Origin of the sequence: Chitinophaga barathri, from assembly GCF_003807585.1 — a bacterium.
Taxonomy (GTDB): Bacteria; Bacteroidota; Bacteroidia; order Chitinophagales; family Chitinophagaceae; genus Chitinophaga; species Chitinophaga barathri.
Window position 1 is genome coordinate 36415 of record NZ_RMBX01000009.1, and the last position, 18999, is coordinate 55413.

The 18999-nt window shown below is 51.7% G+C and carries 11 protein-coding genes and 1 tRNA gene; 7 read left to right on the plus strand and 5 right to left on the minus strand.

What is annotated here, in order from left to right:
• Window positions 1-18: 18 nt before the first annotated feature.
• The 6 genes from EG028_RS16820 (at window position 19) to EG028_RS16845 (ending at window position 5343) form a co-directional block, all read left to right on the plus strand.
• The gene (locus EG028_RS16820; protein ID WP_162946567.1) at window positions 19-984 is read left to right on the plus strand and encodes an MvdC/MvdD family ATP grasp protein; all 966 of its coding nucleotides are present in this window, start codon (window positions 19-21) and stop codon (window positions 982-984) included.
• Window positions 981-1970, plus strand: a complete 990-nt coding sequence (locus tag EG028_RS16825; protein ID WP_120517879.1) for an MvdC/MvdD family ATP grasp protein — start codon at window positions 981-983, stop codon at window positions 1968-1970. Before EG028_RS16820 ends, EG028_RS16825 begins: the two co-directional genes overlap by 4 nt.
• A gap of 54 nt (window positions 1971-2024) precedes the next feature.
• Window positions 2025-2837 (plus strand): 2,3,4,5-tetrahydropyridine-2,6-dicarboxylate N-succinyltransferase, encoded by an 813-nt coding sequence (locus tag EG028_RS16830; RefSeq protein WP_120517878.1) that lies wholly within the window; start codon window positions 2025-2027, stop codon window positions 2835-2837.
• A 147-nt stretch (window positions 2838-2984) separates the two neighbouring features.
• Window positions 2985-3068: transfer RNA gene (locus tag EG028_RS16835), tRNA-Leu, on the plus strand.
• Window positions 3069-3456: 388 nt separating this feature from the next.
• Window positions 3457-4308, plus strand: a complete 852-nt coding sequence (locus EG028_RS16840) for a hypothetical protein (RefSeq protein WP_123864695.1) — start codon at window positions 3457-3459, stop codon at window positions 4306-4308.
• 336 nt (window positions 4309-4644) lie between these two features.
• On the plus strand, window positions 4645-5343 hold the full coding sequence (locus tag EG028_RS16845; protein ID WP_120517876.1) for a DUF1826 domain-containing protein: 699 nt from the start codon (window positions 4645-4647) through the stop codon (window positions 5341-5343).
• Window positions 5344-5573: 230 nt separating this feature from the next.
• Here EG028_RS16845 and EG028_RS16850 read toward each other — a convergent pair whose 3' ends face one another.
• The 5 genes from EG028_RS16850 to EG028_RS16870 form a co-directional block, all read right to left on the minus strand.
• Entirely contained in the window at window positions 5574-6551 is a 978-nt protein-coding gene (locus tag EG028_RS16850) for a discoidin domain-containing protein (RefSeq protein ID WP_120517875.1), read from the minus strand.
• A gap of 33 nt (window positions 6552-6584) precedes the next feature.
• A complete protein-coding gene (locus tag EG028_RS16855) occupies window positions 6585-8264 on the minus strand; it encodes a RagB/SusD family nutrient uptake outer membrane protein (RefSeq protein ID WP_120517874.1) in 1680 nt (559 codons plus the stop codon).
• A 22-nt stretch (window positions 8265-8286) separates the two neighbouring features.
• The gene (locus tag EG028_RS16860; RefSeq protein ID WP_162946566.1) at window positions 8287-11670 is read right to left on the minus strand and encodes a SusC/RagA family TonB-linked outer membrane protein; all 3384 of its coding nucleotides are present in this window, start codon (window positions 11668-11670) and stop codon (window positions 8287-8289) included.
• 282 nt (window positions 11671-11952) lie between these two features.
• Window positions 11953-12999, minus strand: coding sequence for a FecR family protein (locus EG028_RS16865; RefSeq protein ID WP_162946565.1), 1047 nt, complete (start codon window positions 12997-12999; stop codon window positions 11953-11955).
• A gap of 96 nt (window positions 13000-13095) precedes the next feature.
• Window positions 13096-13659 (minus strand): RNA polymerase sigma-70 factor, encoded by a 564-nt coding sequence (locus tag EG028_RS16870; RefSeq protein ID WP_120517871.1) that lies wholly within the window; start codon window positions 13657-13659, stop codon window positions 13096-13098.
• A gap of 332 nt (window positions 13660-13991) precedes the next feature.
• Here EG028_RS16870 and EG028_RS16875 point away from each other — a divergent pair, with 332 nt between their 5' ends.
• Window positions 13992-18875 (plus strand): PKD domain-containing protein, encoded by a 4884-nt coding sequence (locus tag EG028_RS16875; RefSeq protein WP_120517870.1) that lies wholly within the window; start codon window positions 13992-13994, stop codon window positions 18873-18875.
• Window positions 18876-18999: the final 124 nt, after the last annotated feature.

Genomic DNA, 18999 nt, shown 5'->3' on the forward strand with positions numbered 1-18999 from the left:
TTTTTATTTGCCAGCTTCATGATTCTTTGCATCACGCATTCGCAGGACACCTACACGATAGACCTTGTACAACAACGCCTGCAACAGTTAGGATACTCCGCTTTCCGTTTTAATTCAGATGAATTCGGCACCCGCTTCCGACTCCGTTACCGCCTCACGCCCGAGGGGCCTCAATACCAGCTGCAATGCGGCAACCAGGTGATAGACGCACGGGACATACAGGGCGTATGGTACCGAAAGCTCTGGGCCCTCCAGGTGCCGCCCTCGCTGGATCCCGCTTATGTTCCCGCATTCCTGAAAGAATACCAGACCTCTCTCAACATATTCCTCGACGCGCTGGACGTGCCCTGGATCAACCGGCTGGACCTGGATCATGCCGTGGGCGGCAACAAACTGCTGCAGCTCTCTGCCGCGCAGGCCACGGGCCTTCACGTACCGCAAACCCTTTTCAGCAACCATGCGGAAGATGCCATCCGGTTTTATGATGACCACCAGGGCGAAGTAGTGGTAAAACTACATGGCGCCCTTTCCAAGACCATGGACGGCCGCGGCGACTTTTTCCCCACCACGCGCCTCCGTAAAGAAGACGTGCCCATGCTGGAATCCCTCTCCGCCTGCCCCATGATATTGCAGGAATACATTCCAAAAGACCGCGAGCTTCGCATCGTGTACATCGATGGCGACTTCTATACTGGCAGCCTGCATGCGCCCGAGCTTACGGACTGGCGCGCCGGCAACACCACGCTTATACAATGGGAAGCGTTTGAGCTGCCCACCCACATTGAAGAAAAAATAGACGAGATGATGCGCCTGCTGGGCCTGCAATTCGGCGCCATCGACATGATCCTGCAGCCTGATGGCGAATACGTATTCCTCGAAGTGAACCCACAGGGCGAATGGGGCATGCTTGAAAAATACCTTGGTTTCCCCATCGCCGCTACCATAGCGGAAAAACTCGTTAACCGCATTACCAGCGAATCATGAATAAAATCCTGATCATCACCCATACGGCGGACAATGAGTCCGTTACTTCCGTGATGCAACATATCAAAGCCCTGGGCGGGGAAAGCATCCGGTTCGATGTGGACCGGTATCCCGTGGGCGCGCAGCTTACCACCCAATATTCCGCCGGCCGCTGGCAGCTATGGCTTGAAGATGAGCATGGCAGCCATTCCCTGGATGATATATCGGCCGTATGGTACCGCAGGAGCTACAACATCGGGAAAGGCCTTGAAAAGGTGCTGGACAAAGAATTTCTCTCCTCTTCCATAGGTGAGGTGCGGCGCACCCTGTTCGGTATGCTGGAAGGCCTGCCCTGCTTTCAGCTGGAACGTTACAGCGTATACCGCCGGCTGGACAGTAAGGAAGAACAGCTGCGGATAGCCGCGGATTGCGGGCTGGAGATACCCGCCACCTGCATCACCAATTCCCCCGAAAAACTGAAAGCCTTTATGGAAGCCACCGGTAAGCCCATCGTCGCAAAAATGCAGAGCGCTTTCGCCATTTACCGCGAAGGGCGTGAACATGTGGTGTTTACCAGTGAAATAAACGACAGTCACCTGGAACAACTGCAACAGCTGGCCTACTGCCCCATGACCTTCCAGGAAAAACTGCCCAAAGCCCTGGAGCTGCGCGTGACGGTCGTGGGAAGGGAGCTATTCACCTTTTCCATAGACAGCCAGCAGCTGCCCGAAGCCCAGACGGACTGGCGGAAGGAAGGAGCCGCACTGGTGGAGGACTGGAAGCCTTATACCCTGCCGGAAAACATCAGCAGCGGTATTTTGAAGATAATGGACCTGTTTGGACTCAATTATGGCGCCATAGACCTGATACTGACGCCGGAGGGGAAATATTATTTCCTGGAACTGAACGCGGCCGGCGAATTCTTCTGGCTGGACAAGCTTTGCGGTTATTCCATTTCCCGGCACCTGGCAGCCGTATTGCTGGGCCAGGCAGAAAGAAGAGAATAAGGATGAACAACTGTGCGGTATTATATTATTTTTGCGGAAATTAATTCTAAGACAATGGACGTACAGCAACAAATACTGGCTGCGTGGAATGACCGCAGCCTGTTACAGCAAACACAGTATTCCGATGCCGTGAGAGCAGTGATAGAAGCAGTGGATAAAGGAAAGCTCCGTGTGGCGGAACCCGGTGAGAACGGATGGAAGGTAAACGAATGGGTAAAACAGGCGATCCTGATGTATTTCTCGATACAGCCGATGGAGACGATGGAACTGCCTCCCTTTGAGTTCCATGACAAGATGAAGCTCAAAACCAACTATAAGGAGCTGGGTGTACGCGTAGTGCCCCATGCGGTGGCCCGTTATGGTGCATTTATCGCCAAAGGCGCTATCCTGATGCCTTCTTATGTAAATATCGGTGCATATGTGGACGAAGGCACGATGGTGGATACCTGGGCAACCGTAGGTTCCTGCGCGCAGATCGGCAAACACGTGCACCTGAGCGGCGGCGTGGGCATCGGCGGCGTACTGGAGCCCCTGCAGGCCAGCCCGGTGATCATTGAAGACGGTGTGTTTGTAGGCTCACGTTGCATTGTAGTGGAAGGCGTACATGTGGAAAAAGAAGCGGTGCTGGGCGCCAACGTGGTGCTCACCCAATCCACCAAGATCATTGATGTAAGCGGCCCTGAGCCGGTAGAATACAAAGGCCGTGTACCAGCGCGCAGCGTGGTGATACCCGGTACTTATGCAAAAAAATTCCCCGCGGGCGAATACCAGGTGTCCTGCGCGCTGATCATCGGTCAGCGTAAAGCCAGCACAGACCTGAAAACGAGCCTGAACGACACGCTTCGTGAGTTCAACATCGCGGTGTAAATACATTTTTATGCAGACAAATAGCCGTGCTATGCGCGGCTTTTGTTTTTACGGCTGTTTTTCCGGGCAACCCGAAAAAAATTATACCCGGAATTTGGAAATAATCAGAAAGTACGTACTTTTGCAATCCCTAACACGGAAAAAGATGCCCAGATGGCGAAATTGGTAGACGCACTGTGTTCAGGTCGCAGCGTCCGCAAGGATGTGCTGGTTCGAATCCAGTTCTGGGCACCTGAGTGGACAAATCGGAAATTCTTCTGGTTTGTCCATTTTTATTTTGTCCCCACCCCCCCGTGTCCAGAGCGTATATTAGCTTAACTGCTTCATTCAATCGGGCGGTTCGATAATGGCTTCCGTCAAAAACGAGTTTTTCGGAAGAAATCGAACCAATAATTTGCCGCCTCTTTCCTGGAAGCTTTCAGCTATAATACATCGTGGAAGACCAGTCAGCAGCGACAAGCCTTTACGAATCAATATCACAGGAAAGAAAAAAATCACTGTCATGACCCAGTCGCGCCCGGCTCACAACGTTTATCATGATTCAATCATATTTCTCCATCTCTAATATAAAATTATAACTTTGTATCTAATCCATTTTTAAACCGTAAATATTATACCTATGACAATAAGATTGTCTGTTGTATGTAGCATGATTGTGCTTCTTTTTGCCTGTAAGAAAGAAAATGACACCGCACCACCACCATCATCAACGGAAAAGGTCGCGGTTGAGTTTAATGTAAGCAACTTCTTGACGGAAGTCACACCTATCGATGGGAAAAACGGGCGAAAAGCCGCTGCCTCCTCTGCCACAAATAAGGACGCCTCCCTGGATGGGCTAACTGATTTGTACTATTATGTAGGCAACGGTACGGTGATAAAGTCCGGACATCAAACCTCCGATTCTCCTGATTTTGGCACTTTCCGGGACTCCCTGCTGCCCGGTGATTATTATGTATATGTGTCAGCTGCACCGCAGCCAATCCCGGAACACCCGGTGGGCGCCTTCCCGGAAATCTTCTATAAAGGCACTACGCTCGTCGTTACAGCAGAAACCCCTGATACTATATCGCTCGTTCTGGCCAGGCGCGTGGGATTACTGGAGCTGAATATAACCGATGCCCAACCCTCCGACAGCATCCGCGTAACCTGCTCCTATGAATATGCTTCGTTTGATGAATACCGTATCATGCCTATGGGCTACAGAACAACACCGATGCCTATTACCGCCAGAAGTACTACGCAATTCAGCGAATTTATTCTGACCGTGAGTTACCTCACAATTACCATTGAATACTTAGACAGGGTTAGCCACACTTTCAAAAGTAAAAATCTCAGTGCCAAAGTAGAAAACAACAACAAAACAACCATCACAGGTAAATTATATCCTGATGCTCCAGATTCACCGCAAAGCCAGTTTAATATTAAAGTTGACAGAACATGGGGAGACTCACCCACCAATATTAACTTCTAACATATTATCATTACTATAAAGGTTGCCAAAAGAATTGCCCCCAAAAAGTTAGACACTTTTGGGGGCATTTTTATGGATAAAAGAATCAAATTTACACTCACACAAAAAGTAATAGCTGCGCGCTCAGTTATATCAGGCAAAGAATCTTCCTTGTCAGCAGGTCTAGAGATAGGCGCAAAAAAGAAACAGCTCTTACCTGGGTAAAACATTAGGTAATCCTGTTGTGCATTGATTGGGGCCGGACGGTATCTGTTAGCTTTTTGTTGTTATCTTCATCAAGTTTTTCAATCAGGATCGTACTGGCTTGACCAGCTGCTATTCACTTCTTTGTCTATTATGGTAGATTCATCTCATGCCGAGCATCAAATCCACTGTGTCACGAATTTTCGTGACCTTGTTTCTACGCCATTTAATGGAGAAGTTAATGCGATTTGCTGGACTCGTAAACTAATAGGTGATTTTTCTGAGATTGTTAAAAAGGTAGCGCTAAGCGGAAATATAACGACAATTGAACAGGAAGAACTCCATGAACTTCAGTTGAGTGAACAAGGGCAACTTGCCCGTGAAATTCTTTTAAATGACCTGAAGGTATTGGAAGCTCATGGCGCATCGCCGATCCTTAATGTGATCAACTGCTATGACCGGGATGATAGCTACCCTTTTTTTCCAACCGATGTTTATTCTTTTCATGTAGATCGCTCTCCTGTACCAGTCGATACCTTTTTATGCACTTACTATGGAGCGTCCAGTGAAATATTGCCAAACTCACAAGGCAAAAAGAAAGTACTTATTCCGGAAATACGTGATGAACTCAAAAAACTATATCATGGGGCAGATGAAGGTTTCGAATCATTCCTGAGTGACCATTTCTTTGATCTGCACTATCAGGCTACACCTCATGCACGTCCAATGAGCTTAGGCCTTGGCCACCTATGTAGATTGGCGGTTGATCATCCTGGAAGTCAGGTTCCTCCCTGTATCCACCGTGCACCCAGGGAAAAACCTGGAGAGAATAGGTTGTTGATGATCTGTTGAACACAGATACTTCAGTTGCTATGAAGCAATGCTCCCCCCGAAAACAGCTTCAGATATTTTTTAACTTATTGATTACTTATAACTGGTTCGGGTTTGATCCGATAGTGGGTACCAACAAATGAACAAATCAAAAAATACTGCTGGTTTGTCCATTTTCTTTGGAGCATTCCCTTATGCAAAAAACACCGGCCCTTTCGGACCGGTGTTTTTTTGAACTTGTAGCCTCCGGATCAGAATGCGCTGATCTCTGCGAAAAAAGTAATGTTGGTGTTGCCGTGTGTAGCCGTTACTGTTACCTTAAAGTATCTCCCGGAGAACTGCTGGGTAAAAAATACGGGCTGACGGGGATTGATAGCCTGAAGCTGGTATGTACCGGCGTTCTGCCAGGTAGTGCCGTCCGCGCTTACTTCCACCGTCGCCGTTTTAGGAGCACCGTTGGGCGCATTCTGGCGGGCGGTAAGGTAGAGGCCGGAAAGCGTGTTGGTAGCATGCATATCGACGGCGATATGATGAGGCAGCGGCGGCTCTCCCCCATCCCACTGGGTATGCCAGAAGGTATTCAGCAGGCCGTCCAGCGCAAAGATAGCACGGCCGTTGTTCGGGCCTTCGCCGCTCGCTTCTTCAGAATCCACATCAAATATGGTCCAGGCACTGCGGTTGATCTCGGGATATACAGGCGGCGTCACTTTCACCACGAAGTAGGTAATGGCTTGCCCGGATGTGACCGTAAAATCTTCGGCTGACGTCAGCCTTACCGGGATCATATAGTTGTGCCCTTCTTCGATCAGTTTGGCATTGATGGTGAATGCAATATTGTCGCTGATCACGTTTCCTTTTTTGATCACTGTACCGCCTTTGGCGAATTCGAAGATATTGTCAGGGATGCGCTCGAAAGCGGGCAGCCCTGCGTTCGTGCGGGAGGTATTGATGGAATCCCATTTGGAATAATCCACGTCAAAGCTCACATTGATGTCCCGGGGTGCGCTGGCGAAACCCGAGCCCGCGAAAAACGCGTTGAGATCGAAGGCGTAAGCCGTATCCGACTGCAGCGGCGCCCTGCGGTTTACGGTAATGTCCGTAAAAGCGCCATTGATGGCCTGCGACATGTAGATGCGTACATCGCCGTCGTTTTCTGAGAACGCGCTTTCTTTTTTGCAGCCTGCGGCGCCGATGCCGGCTAACAACGTATAGAGAAGTATTTTTTTCATCTTTCCATTTTTAAGGATAATAAAACGTTGCCCTTACCAGTTCGGATTCTGCGGCAGCAGCGCAGGGTTCAGCGTCAGTTCGTTGGTAGGCAACGGGTACAGGTACAGCTTGTCGTTCCAGGTACGGGAAGTAATATTATTGTAAACGCGGATATAGAAGTTGCCGTCCACGATCACGTTGCTCACCTGGTTGGCAGGGTATTGCGCGCGCAGTGCGGGCGTGAGTTTCATGCCCAGGATCGTTTCCGCGTTGTTGATGAGCGTGCCGGCTTTCCAGCGCAACAGATCGTCGAAACGGAAACCGTCTCCCACCAGTTCGATCCTCCTTTCCCTCCTGATCTCATCCAGCAGTACGGGAATGCCGGGGAACTTGGACTGCGGGTCCCTCACCAGCGCAGCAATCACCATAGGCGCCATGTTCACGCGGGAACGGATCTCGTTGATGGTCCTGTCTATCACGGCCTGGCTTCCTTCACCCAGCTCGGCTTTCGCTTCGGCGAATATGAGCAGCGTTTCGGCGTAACGGAAAATGAAGAGGTCGAGGGTGGACTGGTTCGCATTCCACTGTGCGGGATCCGGGCTATAGTTCTTTGCAGCTGCGTAACCCGTTACCACGCCGGGGATACGTGGCAGGCTCACCACATCGTTGTTGCCGCCCGGGTTGGCGGTCACTACAAAACCGCGTGTCGCGATGATCTGTGTAAACCGCGGATCGCGGTCTATCAGCTCATTGTCCAGCGTTTCGTCGCCCCGGTACAGGGGGCTCAGTGCCGTAGGCACGCCGTTCTTATCCAGGAAGGACCGCACGAAATCCTTAGTGAGCGCGGGCCATATGTCGGATATCTGGCGGGTTAGGTTGTGCATGCTGATGTCCTTAATGTATCGGCGCGCGAGGATGGCTTCAGGATTGCCCCTCAGCTCTTCCTGGATGAACAGGTTGTAATAATCCTTCGTGGGGTTGCCGGTTTTCCAGATGCTATACCGGCCGGTGTTCATCACTGCTTCCGCGGCGTCAGCGGCGGCGCGCAGGTAAGGTGTTTCATCGCCCATTGCCTGGTATTTCCGGAAAGTGCCTTCCCAGAGGCATATCCTGGCTTTCAGTGCATTGGCCACGTCTTTGGTGATCCTGCCCCTGAACTGGGTGTTGCTGCCTTCCGCCGCGTTGGCCACGGCATAGTTGAGGTCCGCCAGCACGGAGTCCATCACCTGCTTGTGCGGCTGGCGCGGACCGTAAAGGATAGCGGAGGAAGTGTCCGTCAGGTCCCGGGACAGCCAGGGCACTGCGCCGTACCGTTTTACTTTATCCCAGTAGAACATCGCGCGGAAAAAACGCGCTTCGGCCACGTAATAGTTCTTCACGGTACCGTCCATCTGCGCACGGTCGTAGCGCTGCAGGAAATAATTCACATTGCGGATATTCGCCCAGGCGGCGTAGTTCCAGTTGTTGTCCGTGGCTGGCACTACGTATTCGCCTGCCAGGAACACGTCGCGGGAGCTCTGTGCGAAGTTGTCTGAGTTCGCTTCGCTGTTACCGCGCTGTACAGGTAATGCGTCGTAAAACTGGTTGAGATACAGTTTCAGGTCATTCTCATTTTTGAAGAACGTGGGCTCGCTGATGGCGTCCTGCGGGAACCTGTCCAGGAAGTCTTCCCTTTTACAGGCGGTCAGCAGCAGGAAAAGCGTGCATATATATAAAGTGTGTTTCCTTGTCATGATATCAATTTTTAAATCAGCATTACAAACCAACCTGTAGACCAAATGACCAGCTGCGGCTCAGTGGGTACGTCTGAACACCGAGCAGCTCGGGATCGAAGGCCTTGTGCAGATCGGTGATCTCAAACAGGTTCTGGCCGGTGACATATACTCTCACACGGTTGATCTTAGCCCTGGAAAGCAGGGACTGCGGAAGCGTATAACCGATGGTAGCTTGTTTAAGGCGTGCATAGGCAGCGTTCTGCAGGTATTTGGTCTGCGTTTGCTGGTTATACGATGCCGCGATTTTGTTCACGGGGTAATAAGCGTCCCTGTTTTCGGGCGTCCAGGTGTCCAGGTGGTATTTCAGGGGAACGTCCCATTCGCTGGTAAAGCCCCAGAAATAAGTACCGCCGAGCATGTAATCGCGTTTGCCGGTACCCTGGAAGAACACGGTAGCGTCGAAGCCTTTGTAATCCGCGCCCAGGTTAAGGCCGAAAAGGTAACGCGGCGTGCTGTTGCCGATCACGCGCTGGTCGCCGGGATTGTAGATGCTGTTGTCTCCCACGGAAATGATGCCATCTCCGTTCAGGTCCGTGTACCGGATGTCCCCGGGCAGCCATGCACCGCCATAGAGATTTTTCTGGGAAGCGGATTTGGCCACTTCATCCGCAGATTGATAAAAACCCGCGGTGGTGTAACCCCAGATATCGCCGAGGGTAAGCCCTTCATAATACGTGTTGATCAGCCCTTTGGGATTCAGTTCGTAGCGGGTCACCTCGGTGGTGGCATCTGATAGGTTTAGCGCTACGTTGTAGCTGAAGCCACTGCCGATCTGATCCCTCCAGGTCAGGTTCAGTTCCCAGCCTTTGGTGCGGATGTCCGCAGAGTTGGCCGTGGGCGGCGTTGCACCAAGGATGGCGGGGCGCGCGGCGCCGGACTGGATAATGTCTTTCACCGTCCTTACATAATAATCAAACACGAGGCCCAGCCTGTTCTTCAGGAAAGATGCGTCCACACCCACGTCGATGGTGCTTACTTTTTCCCAGGTAAAGTCCGGCGATACGAGGCCCGCAGCGCCTACGTACGGGCTGGTGAGATTATCGTCAAACACATATCCTGTCTGCCCGATCGGCATCGTGGCGATGTAAGGATAAGGCAGGTCGGTGGCCTGGTTGCCGAGTGTGCCGTAAGAGCCCCTGAGCTTCAGGTCGTTCACCACTTTGGAAATGCCGGCGAAGAATCGTTCCTGTGAAATACGCCAGCCGGCTGATACGGACGGCGCAAACAGGTAACGGTTGCCTCTCTGGAAGCGGGAAGTTCCGTCGTAGCGGCCGTTCACTTCCAGCAGGTATTTATCCGCGTAAATGTAATTGAGCCGGAAGAATGAACCGCTCACCGCCCATTCATTCTGTGCAGCGCCGAGGAGCGGGCTCTTGTCGTTGTTCGGCACGAGGCTTGGCAGGGTCGGGTCCACCAGGTTGCGGGCGGTTACGTTGAAGCTCCTGTTCTGCTTCAGCTCCTCGTTGTAACCGATCATGGCTTTTACGTAATGTTTGCCGCCGAAGGTGTTTTCGTACTGGAGGTAAGAGTTCAGCGCGTAATAATAATCGCTTTCGTTTGCCTGGTACAGGCGGCTGGGGGTGGTCCAGGGATAGGTGCCCAGCAACGCACCGTCCACGCCGTATTCGTTGAATGCTTTATAGTGCTGGCTGGTGTTCCTGAAATACCCGTTCCAGGTATAATCCGTTACCCAGCGTACATTCTTTAAGGGTTTCAGCACAAATCCGCCGGTGAGCCAGACGTCGTTGATATCGTATTGATAACGGCCGTTCTGTTTCATTACCGCGATCATGTTAGTGTAATTGCCCTGCCCGGAGAAGTTGCCATCCGGGTGATACACGGGCATCAGGGGGGTTAAGTCCGTAGGGATGAAAGACCAGTTTGCAATGTCATCGTTCACGAACTGCGTGCCGTTGGGCGTGTTCAGCGTCGTGCGGTTCAGGCTGGCTTTGAAGTTCAGGTCCAGCCAGTCCGTGGTTTTATTGGTGAGGCGGAGGCTCGCATTATAACGTTTGTATTGCTGATCGGCTTCTTTCAGCAGGCCGTCCTGGCTGAGGATGCCCATGCTGGCGGCATAGGTGGTTTTACCTTCGCCGCCGGAGAGAGAAATGTTGTGCTGCTGCTGTGGCTGCCGTCCGGGGTAGAGCACGTCTATCCAGTCCGTGTTGCCTACGTAGCGGTAGCGGTTGGGGCGGTCCGGGTCCACGTATACGTCTGAATTGTTAGCTGGGTCTGCGGCGTATTTTGTGGCCAGGATGGAGTCCTGGTCTGTATAGTTGTAGCTGTTACCACCTGCCCTGCGCGCAGCGTCGCGGAACATATTGATGTACTGCGAGCCGTTCAGGTATTCGGGCAATCGCGTGGGGCGTGAAATGGTATAGTTGCCGGAGTAGCTGATGTTGATCTTACCGGACTTCCCGCTTTTGGTGGTGATGAGCAACACGCCGTAAGCCGCGCGGCCGCCGTAGATGGCTGCGGAGGCGGCGTCTTTCAGCATGGTTACGCTTTCCACGTCATCAGGGTTGATCAGGTTCGGATCCATCACCACACCGTCCACCAATACGAGCGGAGAAGCGGCCCCGGTGGTACCCAGCGGGTTGTCGCCCCTGATGTTAAAGGAAGCGCCCTGGCCGGGAGCGCCGTTGCTCATATTCACGCGCAGGCCGGGCATGGTGCCTTGCAGGCCTTGCGCCAGGTTCACCAGGGGGCGGCTTTCGAGGGTTTTGGCGTTTACGGTGGATACGGCGCCGGTGAGGTTCGCGGCTTTCTGGGTACCGTAACCAACCACCACCACTTCGTTCAGCGCGGTATTCCCTTCTTCCAGCACGATGTTCATAGCCGCGGAAGTAACACGCTTTTCTATAGCTACATATCCCACGAATTTAAACATCAACGTAGCCGTGTCGCTTTTTACGGTGAGGGAAAATGAACCGTCTTCTTTGGTGATAGTGCCGTTGGAGGTGCCTCTTTCCCAAACACTCACACCAATAAGGGGTTGCTGCTGGTTGTCGGTCACCTTGCCGTGGGCCACAACAGCCCGCACCGCATTGGGCTTGTCCCCGGCGGGGGCGATCACCACGAGGTTTCCGGCGATCGTTTTATAATCCAGTTTGGTGTCTTTTAGTACCTGCCGCAGCGTTTCCGTCCAGGTTTTGTCTTTCACTTCGATGTCTACCGGCGCAAGGTCCTGCAGCATTTCGTCGTTGTACACAAAATGAACGGGGATCTGCTTCTCGATGGCTTTTAATACTTTCCGGAGCGAAGCCTGTTTCATGTTCAGCGTCACCTTTTCCTGCGCATAGCCGGATAGCGCAAAGGATTGTATGGAGCACATACAAACGATAATGGCGGTCAATTTCATCATGAACAATAGCTTGATAATTGGCGCGACAGGACGACCGGGGCGCGTACCCGGACCCAATCTGATTTTTTTCATACTTTTGATGTTAGGTTTTGAAAAATAGGCTTCCACCTTCTCTGATGAACCGGAGAAGCCTTACATTGCCTGAGAACGGAGAATGTCGCAAGCATTCTCCTTCTCTTTTTGATTTCAGTTGATTGTGATTGTTTTTATACCATATTCAATACATTAACGTGAAAGATTTTGACGCGAGATTTTTGTGAACATTGTTAGCGAAAATTAATATCAGCGAACATACACCGTATCATTGTCCTGGTTGTATGTGATCTTTCCTGTAGCCTGTAGCGCGTTCAATACATCTGCCAGTGATCTTTTTTCAAAAACGCCGGTAAAGCTGGCGTTAAATAAGGCGTCGTTTTCCACGACCACGGTAACATCGTACCATTTTTCTAATTTGGAAGCCACTTTCCCGAAGTTGTCCCCGTCAAAGATCAGCTTGCCTTCTTTCCATCCGGCGTCCAGCAGGGTGCCGTCCAGCGGGTCCTTACGCATTTTGCTAAGCGTCAGGATCGGTATCTGTTGGGCCTCCAGGCTGTCCGGGTTGTGCGGCGCCTGGTATACCGGGCTGATGCGGTTGCGCACGGCCAGTTTTTCGCCTGGCTTCAGCTGGATCGTGTTGCCAGGCTGGTCCGCGAGCGTAATGGCCACGGAACCGCTTACCAGCGTGGTTTCCGTGTTCTGCTCATCCGGGTAAGATCTTATATTGAATACGGTGCCAAGCACTTTCACGTTCAGCCCGCCCGCCTCGATGATAAAAGGCATATCCTCATCCTTCGCCACTTTAAAATAAGCCTCTCCGGTGAGCCGCACCGTCCGGGAGGAACGGTTGAAATCCTCGCCGTAGCTAATCTTGCTGTTGGAATTCATCCACACTTCCGTGCCGTCCGCCAGGGTGAAATAAGACTGTGATCCCTTCGGCGTTTTCACTTCCTGGGCCGCGGCTTCGCGTTTTTGAGCGGACAGGGCGGACCAGTACCACCAGCCTCCCATGCAGGTCAGCACTAGCAGGAAAGCCATCACAGCCAGCGCTTTACGAAACCTCCGGGGTGCCGGAGCGGGTATTTCCTCCTCTTCCATCAGCCCGGCGATCTGCATTTTGGTATAGTGGGTAGCGTAGGCCTGAAGGGCATCTGACTGTTCTTCCTCCTCCTTTTCCGCTGTTCCCGGTACCATCTGCCAATACAGCAGGCGCAGCCCCTCGTCTTCCGCGATCAGCTGTTGCAGCTCCGTTGCTTCAGATTCGCTGGCGCTGCCGGATAAAATCCGGCTCATTAAATGATAAAATCGGTCCTCCTGCATTTAACAAAGGGTAATTGCTAATAAGACAAGATTCCGGGGCAAACTCCCCAATCCTTTTTCCGGTTTTTTTTAGAATTTTTCAGCGGAACTGCTGCGGTAGGTTTTAAATACATCCGCCAGGCGGCGCATGGCGATATTCAGGTGGCGGTCCACTGTATTTTCGGAGATCTCCATGATGACGGCCACTTCTTTATAGCTGAATTTTTCCTCGCGCACCAGCTTGTAAGCCATCTGGCATTTGGGGGGCAGCTGGGCAATGGCATTGGCGAAGTCGTTCTTCAGCTCGCGGCTGATGCAGATGTCTTCCGGCGTAAGATAGGAAACAAACGAAGCCGGCGCGATATTGTCGATGTCGCAGGTGATGTAATTCCTGCTTTTCACCAGGTAGTTGATCGCGGCATTTTTAACGGCTTTAAAAAGATACACTTTCAGGTTGTGGATGTTCATCAGGTCCTCTTTCATGGTCCATACCTTCAGGATGGCGTCGGACACTAGTTCTTCCGCCACTTCGCCCTGCCGGACGTAGGTATCGGCAAAGCGCACGAGGCCTTTGTAGAAGTGAAGGAACAACTGCTTGTATGCTTCTTCACTCCGGTAGACGGCAACCTGTTCCTGTAGTAATGCGATATCCATGTAAACCCGTAGTACCTGTAAAGTCAAATCTAGGCATTAGTCCGGTTAAAAATGACATCCGGACTAAGCTTATTTTCGCCAAGAGATATTCAAAATTCACATTTCCCCGAAAGCCTGCGCCACGCTACTGCAATAATGCCGCAGTGAAAACGGGTTAATAAATCCACTTTTACATATTATAAATATCCATTTACATTAGCCTTATAGTTGTTAAGCTATTAAAATCCGGAAAATGCTCCGTGTGTTCGGGAGCATTTTCATTTCAGCATCGTTGAAATGCTTTACCCGCTTTCATCGCAATTTTTGCTTATTTTTCCGCGGCCAATTTGTATATGATGTCCCTAAATCCAAAGGCAACCCCAGGCGTTGCCCTTACCTGTGTAATACTTTTTATAACGCTCCTGCTGAACGTTTCCGCCCATGCACAGCTGCGTGCGGATTTTACCCCCAGTAAGACCAGCGATTGTGAAAGCCTGATCACCAAATTCAACGATAACTCTACCGGCAACCCTGTTTCCTGGCAATGGAACCTGGGTAACGGAGCCACCTCTACGCAGCAAAGCCCCAGCGCGTCCTATACAACTCCCGGTACATATAAGATAACGCTGACCGTAAAAGATGCCACCGGCAACACCAGTAACATGGAAAAGACCGTTACTGTCTGGGAAAAACCAAAACCGGATTTTACGGCCGGCCCCGCCAAAGGTTGTATACCCTTTGAGGTTACTTTCACGGACAAGTCGAACCCTGTAAACGGCACCATTACCGCTTACAGCTGGGATTTCGGGGATGGAACCACCGGTTCGGGCAGCAGCCCCGCGCATACTTACAACAATGTATTATCCCCCACTGTTACCCTCACCATTACAAACAGCAATGGCTGTACCGCATCAAAACAGATCAGTAATATTGTGGATGCCGCGGCTTCCCTGAAAGTGAATTTCAGCGTATCCGACAAATTTCTTTGCACGGCACCCGGCGCACTGACAATTACCAATGCCACCACCGGGCCCGGCAACCTTACCTATGCATGGGATTTTGGCGATGGCGGCACTGCTTCAGGTGCAAACCCGGCCCCGCATAACTATACCACGAGAGGCGTTTATAAGGTAAAACTCACGGTCACCAGTGATAAAGGCTGTACCGCTACACAAACGTCTGAAGACATCAATGTCGCCAATTTTAAAACGGATTTCCAGTTGCCCGCAAGCATCTGCGAGAATGTGAATGCCACTTTCACCGCCGCCAATACTCCGCAGGCGGACAATATTACCTGGGCCGTCGACAAAGGTTACACCTATGGTTATGGCACTAGTACTACATATTATCCCGGCGGCGCGGGCACGGTAAAGGTGACTATGACGGCCGATTATGGCAAGTGCCCGGAAAGTATCACGAAAGACTTTGTAGTGAAACCCACGCCGCAGGCGGGTTTTGAGACCGGGCAACAGGCAATCTGCGACGTACCCGCCACGGTTAAGTTCACCGACAAATCGCAGGGAGCCACCAGCTGGAGCTGGACCTTCGGCAACGGGCAGTCATCCACACAGCAGCACCCTACCGTTACATACAACAGCCTGGGATACTACACTATAATCCTCACAGCCGGCAACGCATCCGGGTGTTTCAGCACCAACTCATACGGTATATATGTGCAGAAACCGGAGGTTCGTGCATATCCAAGCGTTTCGGAAGGTTGTGAAGGACTGACGGCTTCCTTCAGCGCCGGTGCCTCTGCCGGCGATGTTATCGCAAGCTATGAATGGGATTTTGGCGACGGCAGTCCCAAATCAACGGAAGCCACACCTTCGCATACTTATAACAAAGAAGGAGCCTACACGGTAAGGCTTACTTATACCACCGCCAATGGCTGCACCGGAACGGTAGGTCTGCATTATTCCAACCCGATCCGGGTGTATAAAAAACCAAAGCCTGATTTTACATCCCCACAAGCGCCACAGGTCTGCGGCAACAACTGGGTACAGTTCAACGGCACTTCAGATATACCCGGCACAAGCTGGAACTGGGAATTCGGTGACAATCGCAACGGCTCTTACCAGAATACACAACACAGCTACAGGGACCCTGGTGCCTACACGGTAACGCTGAACGTTTCCAATAACGGATGTGTCGGAACGGTCACCAAAACGGCTTTTATCACGGCGGTGAACCCTTTCCCCCGCTTCAGTACGCAGCCGATCAACTGCGCCAACCGTACGGAAATAAGCTTCGATGAGCAGTCGCTCGGCACCGTTACCAACTGGAAATGGAACTGGGGAGACGGCAAAGAAAATACGTACACAACAAAAACAAACCCTGCCAAACACCTGTATGATAAAACAGGGCGGTATATGGTGAAACTGACGGTTACAGACGGCACATGCACCAGCTCCGATTCCCTGGAAATTAATGTAATTGCCCCTTCGCCCATTACCATTACCGGGGATAAATCGACCCTTTGCGGCAGCGAGACCGTTAAGGTCAATATAACAGCGATAGACAGGTCCATATATTATTCCCTGAACAACTGGTTCTCTTCAGACGGCACACCTGCCAGCTGGTTTGACAATTACAATTATGAGCGTGCTAATTTTACAAACCTCAAACCCGGCAAGGATACCATCCGCTTTTTTGCCTACAACCTGCAGGGATGCCCGGATACCAGCAATGGCGTAGTGGTGGACGTACACGGCCCGGCGGCAAAATTTCTTTCCCCGGATGTGCTGGAATGCCGGGGAACTGAACTCACCTTTACTGACCAGACGGACATTTCCAAAGGAAAACCCATCAAAACCTGGTCCTGGGACTTTGGCGACGGCCAACCTGCAAAGATATTTACTGCACCGCCTTTCAAATACACCTACAACAGGTCCGGAGTTTTTTATCCTACCCTGAAAGTAACGGATGAAGATGGCTGCACCAGCACCGCTGCCGGCTCCTATCTGCAGGTAAACGGCCCCAATGCGGACTTTATGCCCAGTACTACGCTGATTCCACCGGGCGGCGACATATGGTTTTATAACTACACCAGCGAAACGGGCGGCTATGCTACGTACCAATGGGACTTTGGAGATAATACATCATCCACGGACAACAGCCCGTACAAGAACTATCCCGATAAAGGCGTGTACACGGTAAAACTGCTGGTAACGGACAATAACGGCTGTTCTGACAGTGCAAAAAAACAGATCAAGGTATCCAGCGTCAGCGCGGGCTTTACGGTCACCACCACGTTCGTGAATAACAGCGGCTGCCCGCCGGTGATAGCCCGCTTTGCCAATGAATCGGTCAACTACACCAGTTCATACTGGGACTTTGGAGATGGGAGTTTTTCCACCATCAGCAATCCTTCCCATACATATACTTATGCGGGAAAATATAAAGTGAAACTGAAAGTAGTTGGCGATGCCGATACGGAGGACGAGTACGAACAGGAGGTAGAAGTAAAGGGCCCATATGCTACTATTACTACGTCTGCCAATGGCGGCTGTCTCACAAAAGAGATCGAGTTTAAAGTAGAAGCCATGAACGCGGTCAATTTTGCCTGGGACTTTACGGATGGTAATGTGACGGAAACTACTGATGCTGTCATCAAACATACCTTTAAAGAACCGGGCATCTACAATCCGCGCCTCATCCTCTCAGACCAGGCAGGCTGTAAGGGTACCGCCTTCCTGAAGGATCCTATTGTTATAGACAAACTGGATGTACAATTGAAGACAGTCCCGGAATTTGTGTGCGATGAGGGCTGGATCACTTTTGCGCCGGCATTTAACAGTTATTCCATTGATGAGTTGAAACAGGAGGCCGAATACAAATGGACATACGATGCAGGGTTGCAGGTGGAAAACGAGACCACTGCCACACCCCGGTTTTACCTGGATAAGACGCAGGGATATAATTTCACACTTACCACTACTACCGCTTTCGGCTGTACGCAAACGGTGAGCAAAACGGTACACGCCTATCCTAAGCCCGCATTGACCATTAGCGGGCCATTGCAGGCCTGCCAGGATGTGCCGGTAAGTTTCAGCGGAACGGTGGGCAATGTAAATGATCTAACCTGGAAATGGGATTTCGGCAACAACAATACAAGCAATGTACAGCAACCGGCAAACCAGGCATATAACAAGACCGGCCTTTCCGAAGTGGTGCTCACCGTTACCAGCAAGGATGGTTGCAGCGACACAGCGCGTCACAGCATTGATATAACGCCTAAGCCGGTGGTGGGCGCCACTGCCTTATCCAACGTCATATGCCTGGGCAACAGCACCACGCTGAGCGCCGGCGGTGGCATCACTTATCAATGGTCGCCGGCCCTGGGCCTGAGCAATCCGCAGGCACCCAACCCTGTGGCAGCTCCCGGTGTAAACACTACCTATGCGGTGACTGTTACGGACGCCAATGGTTGCAGTAATTCGGACGACGTAAGCATCCGCGTGGCCCAGCCATTCAGGGTACAGGCCACACCGGATACGGCTATATGCCTGGGCCATGTGCTGCCGTTACGGGTATGGGGCGCGGATCGTTATGTATGGAAGGGACAAGGCCTGGATAATGCCGACAGTCCTTATCCCCATGCCACTATCAAAACACTCGGCAGCTATACTTATGAGGTAACCGGTTATGATGCAGACGGCTGCTTTACACACGATACTTCGTTGGTAGTGAGCGTACATCCCTCCCCCACCATCAATGCGGGGCCCGACCGCACAACGATGGCGGGTATTCCCGTAACACTGAGCGGGCAGGGCAGCCCGGACATTATCAAATGGACCTGGACGCCGCCTGAATACCTGGATTGCAGAACCTGCCCCTCCCCGGTGGCCCTGCCTAACCTGTCCACCAATTATACGGTGGAGGTAGAGAACCGGTACGGCTGTAAGGCTACGGACGAAGTGACAGTGAAGTTGACCTGCGATATGGGCGCCGTGTTCCTCCCTACTGCCTTTACGCCAAACAGGGACGGAAAAAATGAATGGTTCTATCCCAAGGGCCGCGGTATAAAAGAAGTGGCGTGGATGCGCATTTATGACCGATGGGGCTCGCTGGTATTTGAAAAGGCGCATTTCCAGCTCAACAATGCTGCGGCAGGCTGGGATGGCAACTGGGGGAACAAGGTAGCACCTATGGGCAGTTATGTGTATGCCATAGAAACGGTGTGCGAAAACGGTACAACCTTCGTGTTCAGGGGCACGGTCACGGTGATCTGGTAACCTAATTTTCTTCCGGCAATGCTACCGCGCGGCAAAACGCGGTTCATAAAACTGAAATGAAAAAGCCCTGGCGATATGCCGGGGCTTCTTCATTCTCGCGCACCCTGCAAAGCTCATTGCGGTG